The organism is Paraburkholderia dioscoreae, assembly GCF_902459535.1.
Classification (GTDB): Bacteria; Pseudomonadota; Gammaproteobacteria; order Burkholderiales; family Burkholderiaceae; genus Paraburkholderia; species Paraburkholderia dioscoreae.
This window is the reverse complement of sequence record NZ_LR699554.1, coordinates 3,116,527-3,131,039: the sequence shown is the minus strand read 5'-3', so window position 1 is coordinate 3,131,039 and position 14,513 is coordinate 3,116,527. Positions and strand designations below refer to the sequence as shown.

At 62.5% G+C, this 14,513-nt stretch carries 14 protein-coding genes; 9 read left to right on the top strand and 5 right to left on the bottom strand.

The features are described from left to right. The first annotated feature begins 273 nt into the window (after positions 1 to 273). Positions 274 to 567, top strand: coding sequence for a DUF1330 domain-containing protein (locus tag PDMSB3_RS34105; protein WP_007178311.1), 294 nt, complete (start codon positions 274 to 276; stop codon positions 565 to 567). Between the two features lie 114 nt (positions 568 to 681). Here the strand turns inward: PDMSB3_RS34105 and PDMSB3_RS34100 are convergent, their stop codons facing one another. From PDMSB3_RS34100 to PDMSB3_RS34090, 3 genes are all read right to left on the bottom strand, one after another. Further along, a complete protein-coding gene (locus tag PDMSB3_RS34100) occupies positions 682 to 1,533 on the bottom strand; it encodes a carbohydrate ABC transporter permease (protein WP_165189350.1) in 852 nt (283 codons plus the stop codon). Continuing rightward, complete coding sequence (locus tag PDMSB3_RS34095; protein ID WP_007178309.1) at positions 1,530 to 2,420, bottom strand: carbohydrate ABC transporter permease; 891 nt, start codon at positions 2,418 to 2,420, stop codon at positions 1,530 to 1,532. Before PDMSB3_RS34095 ends, PDMSB3_RS34100 begins: the two co-directional genes overlap by 4 nt. Positions 2,421 to 2,588: 168 nt before the next feature. Next, a complete protein-coding gene (locus PDMSB3_RS34090; protein WP_007178308.1) occupies positions 2,589 to 3,821 on the bottom strand; it encodes an ABC transporter substrate-binding protein in 1,233 nt (410 codons plus the stop codon). A gap of 334 nt (positions 3,822 to 4,155) precedes the next feature. Here PDMSB3_RS34090 and PDMSB3_RS34085 point away from each other — a divergent pair, with 334 nt between their 5' ends. The 3 genes from PDMSB3_RS34085 (at position 4,156) to PDMSB3_RS34075 (ending at position 7,046) form a co-directional block, all read left to right on the top strand. Next, complete coding sequence (locus PDMSB3_RS34085) at positions 4,156 to 4,929, top strand: SDR family oxidoreductase (RefSeq protein WP_165189347.1); 774 nt, start codon at positions 4,156 to 4,158, stop codon at positions 4,927 to 4,929. A gap of 65 nt (positions 4,930 to 4,994) precedes the next feature. Then, a complete protein-coding gene (locus tag PDMSB3_RS34080) occupies positions 4,995 to 6,080 on the top strand; it encodes an ABC transporter ATP-binding protein (RefSeq protein ID WP_165189344.1) in 1,086 nt (361 codons plus the stop codon). A 102-nt stretch (positions 6,081 to 6,182) separates the two neighbouring features. Further along, positions 6,183 to 7,046, top strand: coding sequence for a MurR/RpiR family transcriptional regulator (locus PDMSB3_RS34075; RefSeq protein ID WP_007178305.1), 864 nt, complete (start codon positions 6,183 to 6,185; stop codon positions 7,044 to 7,046). 118 nt (positions 7,047 to 7,164) lie between these two features. Here the strand turns inward: PDMSB3_RS34075 and PDMSB3_RS34070 are convergent, their stop codons facing one another. Then, a complete protein-coding gene (locus PDMSB3_RS34070) occupies positions 7,165 to 8,055 on the bottom strand; it encodes an IclR family transcriptional regulator (RefSeq protein ID WP_007178304.1) in 891 nt (296 codons plus the stop codon). Then, positions 8,052 to 8,921, bottom strand: coding sequence for an IclR family transcriptional regulator (locus PDMSB3_RS34065; protein WP_165189341.1), 870 nt, complete (start codon positions 8,919 to 8,921; stop codon positions 8,052 to 8,054). Before PDMSB3_RS34065 ends, PDMSB3_RS34070 begins: the two co-directional genes overlap by 4 nt. Positions 8,922 to 9,179: 258 nt before the next feature. Between PDMSB3_RS34065 and PDMSB3_RS34060 the strand changes: the two genes are divergently transcribed. From PDMSB3_RS34060 to PDMSB3_RS34040, 5 genes are all read left to right on the top strand, one after another. Then, positions 9,180 to 10,139 (top strand): MBL fold metallo-hydrolase, encoded by a 960-nt coding sequence (locus tag PDMSB3_RS34060; RefSeq protein WP_007178302.1) that lies wholly within the window; start codon positions 9,180 to 9,182, stop codon positions 10,137 to 10,139. A 54-nt stretch (positions 10,140 to 10,193) separates the two neighbouring features. Continuing rightward, a complete protein-coding gene (locus PDMSB3_RS34055) occupies positions 10,194 to 11,903 on the top strand; it encodes an FAD-dependent oxidoreductase (protein WP_007178301.1) in 1,710 nt (569 codons plus the stop codon). 63 nt (positions 11,904 to 11,966) lie between these two features. After that, positions 11,967 to 12,206 carry a DUF2783 domain-containing protein gene (locus PDMSB3_RS34050; protein WP_007178300.1) on the top strand — a complete coding sequence of 80 codons (240 nt, stop codon included), beginning with the start codon at positions 11,967 to 11,969 and terminating at the stop codon, positions 12,204 to 12,206. A 194-nt stretch (positions 12,207 to 12,400) separates the two neighbouring features. Beyond that, the gene (locus PDMSB3_RS34045) at positions 12,401 to 13,729 is read left to right on the top strand and encodes an MFS transporter (RefSeq protein ID WP_007178299.1); all 1,329 of its coding nucleotides are present in this window, start codon (positions 12,401 to 12,403) and stop codon (positions 13,727 to 13,729) included. An 85-nt stretch (positions 13,730 to 13,814) separates the two neighbouring features. Then, complete coding sequence (locus tag PDMSB3_RS34040; RefSeq protein WP_007178298.1) at positions 13,815 to 14,513, top strand: 4'-phosphopantetheinyl transferase family protein; 699 nt, start codon at positions 13,815 to 13,817, stop codon at positions 14,511 to 14,513.

Below are 14,513 nucleotides of genomic sequence, written 5' to 3'. Positions count from 1 at the left end.
GTGTTCCTGGTCCCATGCGAGATAGTTGCGGCTGGAGATAATCTGTTGCGCGCCGGCTTCGGTTCCAGAGCGGCAGTCGCAAACAGCGTAACCGGAATTGCCGGTATTTGCAGAACTTGGCTCGAGACGGCATGCAAGCCGGGGTCTTACAATTCACCACAGCAATGCCGACGATTGACCCTGCGAGCAACAGGGATGCCGGCAAGCGTCATAATCCGTCTTTGCCGTCGTGCACGACAACGACTGCTTTTCCAACGTTGAAAGGAGCTTCAAATGAGCAAGGGATATTGGGTGACGTCATATCGCGCAACGAAGGACGCGGCAAAACTGGCCGCGTATGCGCAACTCGCCGCGCCCGCCGTGGCGGCTGCCGGCGGCAAGTTCATCGTGCGTGGCGTGGCGGACGAGGCCCGTGAGCAAGGCTTGAAGGAGCGTACGGTCGTCATCGAGTTTTCGACCTACGAAGCGGCCGTCGCCGCCTATGAAAGCGATGCCTACAAGAAAGCGCTGGAGGCGTTGGGTGATGGCGTCGAGCGCGACCTGCGGATTGTGCGCGGTACGGAGTAACACGAAGCATGAGGCGAGCGCGGCCCGTTAGGCGGGTTCGCGCTCTGACAATCGCCGCAACGCCGCATGACGAATGCGATGGCAGGCCGCCACCTGCCGCGCCTTCCTGAAAAGCTACTTCACCGCGCCCAACGCGAGCCCCTTCACCAGATACCGCTGTAGCCACGCGAACACAACCGAAACCGGCAGCGTCGCGCAGAGCGTGGCGGCCATGACCAGATGCCACTCCACGACGTATTTCCCGGCAACCATGTCGGTGACCTGCACGGTCAACGTCTTGTTCTCCGGTGAACGGATCAACGTATAAACCACAGCGAACTCGTTCCACGCGTTGATGAACGTGAAGATCGCGGTGACGACAATCGCAGGCACCGCGAGCGGCAGGAACACCTTGAAGACCGCCTTGGTCCGTCCGCATCCTTCGAGCCAGGCCGACTCTTCCAGATCGCGCGGCACCGTCTGAAAGTACGAAGAGAGCATCCACACGGCAAACGCGATATTGAAGGCCGCGTAAGAAACGATCACGCCGATTTTGGAGTCCACCAGGTTGCCGTCGCCATAAGGAATCATCGCCGCCAGCCGGAACAACCCGACCACGAGCAGGATAGGCGACAGCATCTGCGTGACGAGCAGAAACTGACGGTAGAAGCCGCGTCCGCGAAACGGAAATCTCGCCAACGCATAAGCGGCCGGCAGACTGACGGCCAGCGCAAGCGCGGTCGACAGCAAGCTGATCACCGTGCTGTTGCGCAGCGCCACGCCGAAATTGGCGGCCACCCACATGTCGGAGAAATTGCTCCACTGCCAATGCACCGGCAGCCACCGCGCCGGGTAGACAAATATCTCTGAGGCCGGCTTCAAAGCGGTGAACAGCATGACGGCAAACGGAAACAGCACCACCACGACCAGGGGCGACAGTGCGAGCCAGCACCACAGCGAACGCTTCATCTTGATGCTGAGAGTCATGACGGATCTCCTTCTTTCGCGGGCTGCAGGCGCAGATAGGCGATCGAGAAAACGAACAGCATGACGAGCATGATCAGCGAGACCGCCGCGGCTTCGCCGGGACGCCCCAGCCGGAAACCAAGCTCGTAGAGATACGTGACGAGAATATGCGTGCTGTTGTCCGGGCCGCCCTGCGTCATCACCCAGATGATCGGGAACGAGTTGAATACGTAGATCACGTTCAACAGAATCGTCATGTTGATGAACGGCCGCAACAGCGGCATGGTGAGCTTGCGAAACTGCTGCCAGGCGCTCGCGCCGTCCATGCGCGCGGCTTCATAGATATCGCCGGGCACCGAGGACAATCCGCCGAGCAGAATCGTCACCGTAAACGGGATCGACACCAGAATGCCGACTGCAATTTCGACCGGAAAAGCGAGCTCCGGCGTGGCCAGCCAATGAATCGGACCGCTGATCAGGCCCAGCCTCTGCAACGTCACGTTGACCATGCCGTAGTCGTCGTTGAAGGCCCAACGCCAGACCACGGCGGTCATGGTCAGCGAGACGGACCACGGCAGCATCACAATCGTGCGCGCCACGCCGCGTCCATAGAAATCCTGGTTCAATACCAGCGCAACGGGTACCGAAATCAGCACCGTGCCGCCGACCACGCACACGGTCCAGACAATGGTTCGTTTGGCGGCTGCCAGAAACGCGGGGTCGCCGAAGATCGTGTAGAAATTCTGCAGGCCGGTGAAGTCGCGAATTGCGCCGAAGCGCGAGACCTCGTGCAGCGATTGCCACACGATGTTGAAAATCGGATAGCTGATGATGAAGAGCGCCAGTATCAGGCTCGGCGCTATCAGCAACCAGGGCGCTTGCAGGCGCGAAGAAGCAGAACGGCTCATGCGTGCTCGATCGTAAGACGCGGCCGCGTTGATCGGCGGGCGCGACGGGATGGGCCAGATAGTGCATTACGACCGAAACGCGCGCCGCCTTTCCTGTGGCGGCGCGCGTTCCGTGTTCAGCAGATCGCGACGGGGTCAGTACGATTTCAGCAGGAGATCACTGCGCGATTACTTGCCGAGCGACTTGTTCGCCTGCGTGGCCGCCGCATTCAATGCGTCAGCCGGTTTCGCCTTGCCCAGGTAGATCGACTGCATTGCGTCGGTCACGGCTTTCGCGGTGTCTTCCCAACCCGTCACCGTCGGCGCAAAGCGGGCCGTGGGCAGCAACGCGACGAACGCCTTCGTGTCCGGATCGTTGAACGCCGGGTCAGTCGATTCAGCCTTGGTGGTCGGCAGGAAGCCTTCGGTCGTGGTGAACTCCACGCGCGGTTCCTTCGTGAACAGATAGTCGAGGAACTTCCATGCCGACTTCTTCACCTTCGAGTTCTTGAACATCACGATCGAGTCCGTGACGGCGTACGTGGCGTGCGTCGTGCCCATCGGAATCGGATCGATACCGTACTTCAGGTTCGGCGCTTCCTTCTTGATCTGTTTCGACAGGAACGGCGCCGAAATCACCATCGCAACGCGGCCTTGCTTGAAGAGGTTCTGCACGTCTTCGCGGCTGTAGCCGGTCACGCCCGGTTGCGTCAGACCCTGATCGATCATCGATTTGTACAGCGTCGCCGCCTTGATACCGGCCGGCGAATTGAATGCCGCCTTGTTGTCCTTGCCGACCACGTCGCCGCCATTGGTCCACAGGGCGTAGTAATAGTAGACGTCCGTTTCGATTTCCTTGCCTTGCAGACCGAAGCCGGCAATGCCCTGCGCCTTCAGTTTCTTCGACGCATCGATCACGTCGTTCCAGGTCTTCGGACCGTCGGGATAGCCGACCTTCGCGAGCAGGTCCTTGTTGTAGTACAGCGCGCGTGCCGAAGCGGCGATCGGCAGGCCGTACACCTTGCCGTTGATTTCACCCGGGGCGAGGAACGGGCCGATAAAGCGGCCCTTGAAGCTTGCGTCCATGTAACCGTCGAGCGGTTCCGCGACGTCGTCCTTCACGAAGTCGAGCAGCCAGCGCGTGCCGACGATCGCGAGGTCGGCGTTGGCGTTGCCGGAAATGTCGGTTTGCAGTTTCTGTTGCAGCGTGTCCCAGTTCACGTCTTCGATCTTGATGGTGGTGCCGGGATTGGCCTTCTCGAAGTTGCGGGCCATCTTTTCGAAGTATGGCGCGGTTGCGTCGCTGTAGTGCGCGACAGTCACGCGGACCGTGTCGGCGTGAGCCGCGACGGCGATACCTGCAAACGCGAGCGCCACGGCAACTTTGCCGAGCGCGAGGGAAGCACGGGCATGCAACGACATTTCTCTCTCCTGTGTCGAACGGGGTTAGCGGTTTAGCGCTTACTCCGGTCCCATCCAGCGATGGTGGGGTGGTTTGCTGCCGTCGCCGGCCGCTTTGGGTTGGATTGTTTGAAAAAATCCTACATGACGAAAAACCGGTTGTCACGTAGGGTCTGCCATATTTTTTCCCGGTCGGTTTTGTGCATAAGATGCTGTAAATCAGGCGATATTCTGTGTAATGTGAAGTCACGGATACCCAATCTTTGGGATGGCCAGGTAACTCGTCAAGCCAGGTTATGTAAGAAATTTACAAGCTAATCGGGTGCTGGCGGCGCGGCTGAAGAACGAGGCGGACATGAATCGTACGGTGTTGGTAACGGGCGCTTGCGGCGGCATCGGCAGCGTGTTGTGCAAGCGTTTCGTGGAGCAGGGCGATACGGTGCTGGCGGTCGACATCGACGCCGCCGCACTGAACGCGCTGACCGCACAACTCGGCGCGGCGTATGTCACGCCAATCGCAGTCGATCTCGGCGATGCCGCCGCGGTGCAACGGTCAGTGGCCGCGGCAGTCGCGGCGCGCGGCCCGGTCGACGTGCTGGTCGCCAACGCCGGCGCGGCACAAGGTCTGACGCTGGCCACGACGGATGCCGCGAGCTGGCAGCGCGACATTCATCTGAATCTGAACGGCACGTATCACACGGTCGAAGCCGTGCGCGCGTCCATGATCGAGCGGCGGCAGGGCGTGCTGGTGCTGATCGGCTCGGTGAACGGCATGGCCGCGCTCGGTCATCCGGCCTACAGTGCGGCGAAAGCCGGGCTCATCAGTTATACGAAGGCACTCGCGCTCGAACTGGGCCGCTACGGCATTCGCGCCAACATCGTGTGTCCGGGCACGGTGAAGACGCAGGCCTGGCAGGCGCGCGTCGAGAAGAATCCGCAGGTCTTCGAAGACCTGAAAAAGTGGTACCCGTTGCGCGATTTCGCGACGCCCGACGACATTGCCGACGCGGTACTGTTTCTCGCCTCGCCGATGGCGCGCGTGATTACCGGCGTCGCGTTGCCGGTGGACGGCGGCCTGATGGCCGGCAACCGTCTGATGGCGGAAGAACTGACGCTCGAATCGCTCTGAACCGCCTGAAGCAACCTGTGCGCAGGCACGAGATCGAGTCAACGAAAGAAGACGATGAGGACAGCATGGCAGCAGTGCAACTGAGCGGCATCTTCAAACGCTACGGCGACACGCAAGTGGTGCACGGCATCGATCTCGACATCGACGACGGCGAATTCGTGGTGCTGGTCGGACCGTCGGGCTGCGGCAAGAGCACGTTGATGCGCATGGTGGCGGGGCTCGAAGAGATCAGCGGCGGCGATCTGATGATCGGCGGCACGCGCGCGAACGGTCTCGCGCCGCAGCAGCGCAATATCTCGATGGTGTTCCAGAGCTACGCGCTATATCCGCATCTGTCGGTCTATGAAAACATCGCGTTCGGGCCGCGGATTCGCAAGGAGTCGGCGGCGAGTTTCAAGCCGCGGATCGAAGCCGCTGCAAAAATGCTGAACCTCGGCGGTTATCTGGACCGCTTGCCGCGCGCGCTGTCGGGCGGTCAACGGCAACGCGTGGCAATGGGCCGCGCCGTGGTGCGCGAGCCGTCGCTGTTCCTGTTCGACGAGCCACTGTCCAATCTCGACGCCAAGCTGCGCGTGCAGATGCGCACGGAAATCAAGGCGCTGCATCAGCGGCTGAAGAATACGGTGATCTACGTGACGCACGATCAGATCGAAGCCATGACGATGGCTGACCGCATTGTCGTGATGAACGCGGGGCGTATCGAGCAGATCGGCCGTCCGCTGGAGTTGTACGACCATCCGGCGAATCTGTTCGTGGCGAGCTTTCTCGGTTCGCCGTCGATGAATTTTGCCGAAGGTATGATCGTGAGCCGCGCGCAAGGCCAGGGCCTCGCGCTGAAACTCACGGACGGCGGCGGCGAGATCGTGCTGGAGCGCGCACCCGCTTCCGCCGTGGTCGGCGCGAAGGTCACGCTCGGTGTGCGGCCGGAGCACATCGAGACAATGGCGCAGACACCCGACGCCACGATGGAAGTCGAAGTGGTCGAGCCAACTGGCGCGGAGACCCACTTGTACGGGAAAATAGGCGGCAGCACGTGGTGCGTGACGACTCGCCAGCGCTCGAAGATCGAGCCCGGCGAGCGTATTGCGCTACGTTTGCCGGCCGAGCATATTCACCTGTTCGATACGGAGAGTGGACGCAGGCTGGTCTGAACCGCGTGTTGCCGTTTGAGACCGGGCCGCCCCAAGTTTTCTCGCCCCCTCGGGGGCCTGGCGCGAAGCGACAGGTCTGGGAGCGCTTTTAAGGAACACCGGGTGTCCGCACCGAACTTGATTCCCCACATTCGCAGCGCACTTGCCAATTTGCGGCCCGCCGAGCGCAAGGTCGCCGACATGGTATTGAGCGACGTCGACTTCGCGATGCGCGCGAGCATCACCGAACTCGCGCAGCGCGCGGAGGTGTCCGAGCCTTCCGTCACGCGGTTTTGCCGCGCGATCGGCGCACATGGCCTGCGCGACTTCAAGATGCAGCTGGCGCAGAGCGTGGCGGGCGGCGTGCCGTATGCCTCCACGGCAGTGGCGCGCGACGACGACGTGCAGACGCTCATGGACAAGGTGGGCGAGGCGGCTGTCGACGGCATTACGCATGCACGCGGCGCTCTGGACCCCGCGGTGGTCGAGAGTGCGATCGCGGCGTTGTCGGGCGCGCGGCGGGTGTTTTTCTTCGGCGTCGGTTCGGGCTCTGGGCTGGTCGCGCAAGACGCGGCATTGCGGTTCCTGCGGCTCGATATTGCGTCTACCGCATTCACGGACGGACATCTGCAGCGTCTTTACGCAGGCTTGATGGAGCCGGGCGATGTGGCCTTTGCGATTTCGCATTCGGGCCGCAGTGTGGAAGTGAACGAAAGTATTCAGATTGCCAAGGAACGTGGTGCAACCACGATTGCGCTGACCAATGTCGGCTCGCGCCTCGCGTGGCTGGTGGATATTCCGCTGCTGCTGCGCGTGCCGAGTCCGATCGATCCGAATACGCCGGGTGTGTCGCGACTCGTGCATCTTTGCATCATGGACGCGCTGGCGATTGGCGTCGCGCTCAAAGCGGGGCCGAAGACGCTGGAGAAGATGCGGCATGCGAAGGCGCGGTTGGCGTCGCATGAGCCGGAGGCGGCGGGGGATTGAGGGGGTGCGATTTTGATCTGTGCCGGTGCGCGATGTGGAAGTCGCTCCGTGCTGCAATCGTTTCGATTACTCCGTTCTCGAAACGATTCCAAACGAGCTGTTCTCGAAAAAAAAACGATTACTCCGCCGCCGCCATCCACCCGAAGCGCCGCGACAACCTCATCGTCGCGGCGCGCAGAGTCTGCGCCGGCCCGCCTGCCAATTCACTATCGAAACTGCCGCTCGGCCCCATCAACGCCAGAACCAGACAGATGCTGCCCGTATGATCCAGCACCGGCGCGGCCAGTGTGTCGATGCCCGGCACAGGCCGGCTGAGCGCCGTATCGATCCCGTCCGTGCGGACTTGCGCCAGACGCTGCGCGTAGGCTTGAGTCAGCGGCGGCGCCGGGGCGGCGTCCGTGTTGCCCTGGCCCTTGCCCCCGCCCGCTGACGCCGCTTTCCCCGCAAAAACATCCGCCGCATCCGCACCCGCGAGGCGCAAATGATCCTGCGCCAGCAAACCGGCGCGCACGTCGTCTGCGACATAGGCGGCAAACACGCGGCCTATCGCCGTATTCACCAGCGACATCACCGTCCCGACCCGCAGGCTCACATGCAGCGGCCGCGCCGATTCCTCCAGACGCACGACGGTCGGCCCGAGCGGCCCGAGCACCGCCATCGCCACGCTCATGCCCGTCGACGCCGCGAGTTCGACCACCTCGGGTTCCGCTTCGCGCGTCGGCGACAGGCGCTGCAAGCCGATCAGACCCAACTCCAGCGCGAGCGGCCCGGCTTCGAAACAACCGGACGCATCCCGGTCGAGCAAACCGATTTTCAGGAGGCTCACCAGGTGCGGAAACGCCTTCGCCGGCGGCATGCCCGCCGCCGCCGAGAGGTTTCGCAGGCTCAACGGCCGCGCCGCCGCGACCAGCGCTGCCAGCAACTCGCCGGTGCTATCGAGCGACTGGATGCCGCGCTGCGGTTTCGCGTCGGCGGAAAGGGTGTGAGGCGTGTCGAGAGGATCGGTCACGATGCGCAAGAGGCTAACAAGGAAGGCTCGGCAGCCAGTTGGGCGCCGATGTCGCGCGCCGCGGCAAGCAGCGCGCGCGCAATCAGGCCGTCGGCGGCGACGTCGATCGCGCCGGTCGAGCCGATCGCCGTTAGCGCGAGCGACAGGCGGCCGTCGGCGTCCAGCACGGGCGCGCACAGGCTGCTGATGCCCGGACTCGGCGCATCCACGCTGCTTTCCAGGCCGCGCGCGCGGATTGCGTCCAGCGCGGCCTCGAAGGCGGCGCTTTCGTCAGGCTGCGTGATCGCGCGATTCGCGGCGCCGGACTGATTCGCCCACATGGCATCGCGTACGTCGCGCGGCAGGAACGCGCAAAACACACGTCCCGTGGATGTGGCCGGCAGCGACATCACCGTGCCCACATGCAGATTGACGTGCAACGGAAAGCCCGCGTGCTCATAGCGAACGATGGTCGGCCCTTGCGGCCCGGCAATACAGATCGCGACGCTAAAGCCGATGGCTTCGGCCAATGCGCCCGCGCGCGGCACGGCGGCACGAAACGCCGGCTGATTCTGCAGATGCAGCAAACCGAGCCGCAGCGACAGCGGCCCGGGCTCGTACCGGCCCGACAGTTCGTCGCGCTTGATCAAACCCAGCCGGCTCAGGCTCACCAGATACGCATGCGCCTGCCCCGGCGCGATCCGCGCGGCGGTGGCGAGGTCGGACAAGGCGAGCGGAGCGCGCGCCTGCGCGAGCGCCAGCAACACGCGGCCGCCCACTTCGACGCTTTGAATGCCACGCTGCGTCTTGCCGCCGTCCGCCGTGTCGCGGCCGCTCGCGCCTTTGCCCGTGGCCGGTTTCGCTGCTTTGCTCACACCCGCGCTCATCCGTAAAAAGGGTCCATGTTAACCGAAGGCGTGTGCCTTCCTGAATTCATCTTAGGCCTCTCGGAGTTTGCGTATAGCGATACATTTCGCTATTGACAAATAAACTGACCCCGTCCTAAGATGCATTCACCCCGACACACCGGCGCAGTCACAGAGTCAAAAACGGGGCGAGACAATCCTCCAATACCGTCAGCCCGCGCGGCATTCGCGCAGCCGGCCGTCTCGCCTCACGTTCAACTTTTGAGGGAGACACGCATCATGGCAAAGGCATTCGCATCCCAGGCCGATCTGGAAGTCAAGAAAGTCACGTGGACCAAGTTGTCCGAGAACGCCTATGCGTACACCGCTGAAGGCGATCCGAATTCAGGCGTGATCATCGGCGACGACGGCGTGCTGATCGTCGATACCACCGCCACGCCGGCCATGGCGCAAGACCTCATCGCGAAGATTCGCAGCGTCACGGACAAACCGATCAAATACGTCGTGCTGTCGCACTACCACGCGGTGCGCGTGCTCGGTGCATCGGCGTATTTCGAGGAAGGCGCGCAGGAAGTGATCGCGAGCCGCGGCACGTACGAGATGATCGTCGAGCGCGGCGAAGCGGACATGAAGTCGGAGATCGAGCGCTTCCCGCGTCTGTTCGCCGGTGTCGAAACGGTGCCGGGCCTGACGTGGCCGACACTCGTGTTCGAAAAGGAAATGACGCTGTTCCTCGGCAAGCTCGAAGTGCGCATCGCGCATCTCGGCGCGGGTCACACCAAGGGCGATACAGTGGTGTGGCTGCCGTCGCAGAAGGTGCTGTTCTCCGGCGATCTGGTCGAATACGACGCAGCCTGCTATTGCGGCGACGCGCAACTCGAACAATGGCCGGCCACGCTCGAAGCGTTGCGCGCGCTGAAGGCCGACAAGCTCGTGCCGGGCCGCGGCCCCGCGCTGACCACGCCGGAAGACGTCAACAAGGGCCTGGATTACACGAAGGACTTTGTCACCACGTTGCTGCAACAGGGCCGTGAAGCCGTCGAGCAGAAACTCGATCTGAAGGCCGCGATGGCCCACACGCGCAAAGCGATGGATCCGAAGTTCGGCCACGTCTTCATCTACGAGCATTGCCTGCCGTTCGATGTATCGCGTGCTTTCGACGAAGCGAGCGGTATCACGCATCCGCGCATCTGGACCGCGCAACGCGACAAGGAAATGTGGGACGCGCTGCAAGCCTGACAGCAACCGGCACACAGCAAGACAAAGCAGAGCGGAGAAGGACGGAGACACAAGATGAGCATCAACTACCAGACGCTGTCGTTCGACTATCAGCCTTGCCGCGAACAGAGCGCGCAAGGCGGCGCGGACCAGGCGGCGTATCCCGTGATCGTAGTCGGCGCGGGGCCGGTGGGTCTCGCTACCGCGATCGATGTCGCGCAGCAGGGCGTGCCGGTCGTGCTGGTCGACGACGATTGTTCGCTATCCACCGGTTCGCGTGCGATCTGTTTTTCGAAACGCTCACTCGATATTTTTGACCGCCTGGGGTGCGGGCAGCGAATGGTGGACAAGGGCATCAGTTGGAATGTCGGCAAGGTGTTTCTGAAAGACGAGTTAGTGTACACGTTCAATCTGCAACCGGAAGCGGGCCACAACCGGCCCGCGTTCATCAATCTCCAGCAGTATTACGTCGAAGGCTTTCTGCTCGAACGCGCGCAGGAGATGCCCAATCTCGAGATCCGCTGGAAGAGCAAGGTGGTCGGCGTGCAGCAAGACGGCACGCCCGGCACTCAAGACGCCGGCGTGGCGCTGACAATTGATACGCCCAACGGTCAATATGCGTTGCGCGGCCGTTATGTGGTCGCCGCCGACGGCTCACGCAGTCCGATCCGCAACCTGATGGGACTCGACAGTAAAGGCGTGACGTTCAAAGATCGCTTCCTGATCGCCGACGTCAAGATGGAAGCCGAGTTTCCGACCGAACGCTGGTTCTGGTTCGATCCGCCGTTTCATCCGAATCAATCGGTGCTGCTGCATCGTCAGCCGGATAACGTGTGGCGGATCGATTTCCAGTTGGGCTGGGACGCTGATCCCGTGCTGGAAAAAACGCCTGAACGCGTGATTCCGCGCGTGCGTGCGCTGCTCGGGCCGGACGCGAAGTTCGAGCTGGAATGGGTCAGCGTCTATACGTTTTCGTGTTTGCGCATGGACAGTTTCCGGCACGGCAACGTGCTGTTCGCCGGCGACTCCGCGCATGGCGTATCGCCGTTCGGCGCACGCGGTGCGAACAGCGGCGTGCAGGACGCGGAAAACCTCGCATGGAAACTGGTAATGGTGCTCGAAGGCAAAGCCTCCGACGCTTTGCTCGACACCTATGCCACCGAGCGCGAATTCGCCGCTGACGAAAACATCCGCAATTCCACGCGCTCTACAGATTTCATCACGCCAAAGAGCCCCGTGAGCCGTGTATTCCGCGACGCGGTGCTGAAGCTCGCCCGTCATCATCCGTTTGCGCGGCAATTGACCAACAGCGGCCGGTTGTCGGTGCCGGCGGTGTTGCGTGATTCTCCGCTGAATACAGCGGACAGTGACCACTTCGAAGGCGCGATGGTGCCGGGCGCGTCGTGCGTGGATGCGCCGGTGCAGGTGGCGGAACAGCCGGCATGGCTGCTGCAGCAACTCGGCCAGCAATTCACGGGTCTGCTGTTCTGCGGCGAGCACGGTGTCGATCAGGCCACTCGGGCCACGTTGGATGCGTTGCGTAGCGGGCCGATTCCGTTGAAGTTGGTGGTGGTGACGCGTGACGCCGCGCAGTCCGACGCGTCTACAGGCGCTCAGGTCGCGCACGATATCGAAGGGCTGGTCCATGCGCGTTATGACGCAAAGCCAGGCACGTTCTATCTGATCCGTCCGGACCAGCATGTTTGCGCGCGTTGGCGGAAAGTCGCCGCGGGCGATGTCGAGTCTGCATTGAAACGCGCGTTGTACGTGGAAGGCACGGCTTGAACGTGTAGCGAAAGCGGCTCGCGCCGCACGCGCCGCACCAGCAAAAAATAGCAGGAGACAGACATGACACTGAACACGCAACCCAATCTCGCCCGCCCCGACGATTTCTATGAGGCGTTGATCGATATGCATCGGGATCTGGACGACGCACAGAGCCAGTCGGCCAATGCGCAACTGATTCTGCTGCTCGCCAACCATATCGGCGATCACGCCACGTTGCTCGAAGCAATGCGGTATGCCCGCGAGGGCGCGATCGACGTTGCTACGGTTCGAGACGCGCAGTCGCATCCGCTGGCGGCCTGAAGCGGGTTTTGGCGAACCCACAACCGGCAGGAGTGAAGAGAAACCGCCCGTGGCCATTCGAGCCGCGCGCAATCCACCACGGCAGCGCGGCGCATCGACAACCTCGCCTGCCGTTTCAGTAGCAGACCACAACGCGGCGCATCAAGACGCCGGACCCAATGGGTCCGTTGGACCCTCACGTTTGGAGATAACCAATGAGCCAATCCCTCGCCCCCGCGCTCGAGCCGGGTGCATCCGCCGCCGCGCACGACGACCTGCTGTATCGCAAGGTTTCGCAGCGGATCATTCCGTTTCTGTTTCTCTGCTATGTAGTGTCGTTTCTCGATCGCATCAATATCGGCTTCGCGCAGTTGCAGATGAAGCACGACCTCGGCTTTAGCGATGCAATGTACGGGCTCGGCGCGGCGGTCTTCTACGTGGGATACGTGCTATGCGAAGTGCCGAGCAACATGCTGCTCGCGCGCTTCGGCGCACGCCGTACGTTCACGCGGATCATGCTGCTGTGGGGGATTGCATCGGTCGGCATGATGCTGGTGGCGAAACCCGCGCACTTCTATGTGCTGCGCTTCATGCTCGGCGTGTTCGAAGCGGGCTTCTTTCCCGGCATTGTGTTGTATCTGACCTACTGGTATCCGGCGCGGCGGCGCGCGGCCGTGCTGTCGATCTTCTTTGCGGGCGTGGCGGTAGCGGGGGTGCTCGGCGGCCTCGTGTCCGGCTGGATCATGCGCGACATGGGCGGTGTGCTGGGATTGTTCGGCTGGCAATGGATGTTCGTGATCGAGGGCGCGCCTGCCATCGTGCTCGGTCTGCTTGCGGCGTTCTATCTGGTGGACGGCCCGCAGCACGCCACGTGGCTCACGGCCGCGGAGAAAGCGCAGTTGATCGCGCAACGCGACGAAGACCGCCGTGCTTCGTCTGCAGCGCATTCGTCGCGCTCGTTCGTGCAGGCGTTGCGCAATCCGCGGGTCTATCTGTTCGCGTTCATCTATTTTTCACTGACCTGCGCCTCGCTGACGTTGAACTTCTGGATGCCGCTGATGATTCGCGACTTCGGCGTGCATGACGTTCTTGCAATCAGCCTGTACACGGTAATTCCCAATGCAATCGGCGCGGTGGGGCTGATTCTGATCGCGCGTCATTCGGATCGTCGTGGAGAACGTCGCCGGCATTTCGCGGTTTGCACGATCGGTGGCGGCGTCGCGCTGTCGTTGCTGACGCTTCATCTGAGCAGCTTTCCAGCGATGCTCGCGATTCTCTCGCTGGCCGCGGTGCTGATCTTCGCGGCGTTGCCGATCTTCTGGACGGTGCCCTCGGGCTATTTGTCCGGCACCGCGGCGGCGGCTGGGATTGCGCTGATCAGCAGCATCGGCATTACGAGCGGGATTGTCAGTCCGTGGGTGATCGGTCTGATCAAGACGCATACTGGCAGCATGGACAACGCGCTGTATCTGTTGACCGCGCTACTGTTCGTCAGCGGCGTGGCGCTGTTGTTCGGCGTGCCGAAGGACGTCAAACACGTTTGAAGCCGCGTGCCGGTGCGGACGGGATTATCGGGTAGAGTCGTGACTATTCTGTTGCGACCGCCCATAGACCGTCCGAACCTTTGCGATGCATTCCATCGACCCTGTTCCGCTGCCGCACGACGGCCCGTCAGACATTGCGTTGTGGCGGATCGATATCGACTTCACTATGCCGCTGGACGCCCCGGCTTTCGCGTCCCTTGGCGACGACGAACGCACGCGAGCCCGCGACTTTCGCCGCCATGAAGACGCGTTGCGTTTCGCCGCCGTGCGTGCGACGTTGCGTGAACAACTCGCGCGGCGACTCGGTATCGCAGCACATGCCGTGCGTTTTGCGCTCGATGCCAACCACCGTCCCCATCTCGCGGATTCGGATCGCTTCGATTTCAACGTCTCGCATGCGGGCGCACATGGGCTGATTGCAATCTCGGCGGTGCGGCGCGTTGGTGTGGATATCGAGCAGCACAGCGACAAATTCGATTGGCATTCGATTGCGGGTTTGACGCTCGATCCGCAAGAGGCCGCGTGGATCGAAGGTCTCGAAGCGGGTCAGCAGACCGCAGCGTTTTACGACGCGTGGGTCGCCAAGGAAGCGCTCGTCAAAACAACGGGCGCAGGCATCTCACGTGGATTGCAGCGTCTGACAGTGCTGCCGCGTGACAGCATGCGCGTGACGCTGCGCAATCAGATTCCCGACGACATGCGTGAAATCGGCGCGCACTGGCTTGCGGCGCCGCGCGCTTATGCCGCGTGCCTGGCATGGTCGGCCGCCGCGTTCGGACGATAG

Coding starts and splice junctions, on each gene's coding strand:
- PDMSB3_RS34105 (WP_007178311.1), top strand. CDS start 274: ATGAGCAAGGGATATTGGGTGACGTCATATCGCGCAACGAAGGACGCG.
- PDMSB3_RS34100 (WP_165189350.1), bottom strand. CDS start 1,533: ATGACTCTCAGCATCAAGATGAAGCGTTCGCTGTGGTGCTGGCTCGCA.
- PDMSB3_RS34095 (WP_007178309.1), bottom strand. CDS start 2,420: ATGAGCCGTTCTGCTTCTTCGCGCCTGCAAGCGCCCTGGTTGCTGATA.
- PDMSB3_RS34090 (WP_007178308.1), bottom strand. CDS start 3,821: ATGTCGTTGCATGCCCGTGCTTCCCTCGCGCTCGGCAAAGTTGCCGTG.
- PDMSB3_RS34085 (WP_165189347.1), top strand. CDS start 4,156: ATGAATCGTACGGTGTTGGTAACGGGCGCTTGCGGCGGCATCGGCAGC.
- PDMSB3_RS34080 (WP_165189344.1), top strand. CDS start 4,995: ATGGCAGCAGTGCAACTGAGCGGCATCTTCAAACGCTACGGCGACACG.
- PDMSB3_RS34065 (WP_165189341.1), bottom strand. CDS start 8,921: ATGAGCGCGGGTGTGAGCAAAGCAGCGAAACCGGCCACGGGCAAAGGC.
- PDMSB3_RS34060 (WP_007178302.1), top strand. CDS start 9,180: ATGGCAAAGGCATTCGCATCCCAGGCCGATCTGGAAGTCAAGAAAGTC.
- PDMSB3_RS34055 (WP_007178301.1), top strand. CDS start 10,194: ATGAGCATCAACTACCAGACGCTGTCGTTCGACTATCAGCCTTGCCGC.
- PDMSB3_RS34050 (WP_007178300.1), top strand. CDS start 11,967: ATGACACTGAACACGCAACCCAATCTCGCCCGCCCCGACGATTTCTAT.
- PDMSB3_RS34045 (WP_007178299.1), top strand. CDS start 12,401: ATGAGCCAATCCCTCGCCCCCGCGCTCGAGCCGGGTGCATCCGCCGCC.
- PDMSB3_RS34040 (WP_007178298.1), top strand. CDS start 13,815: ATGCATTCCATCGACCCTGTTCCGCTGCCGCACGACGGCCCGTCAGAC.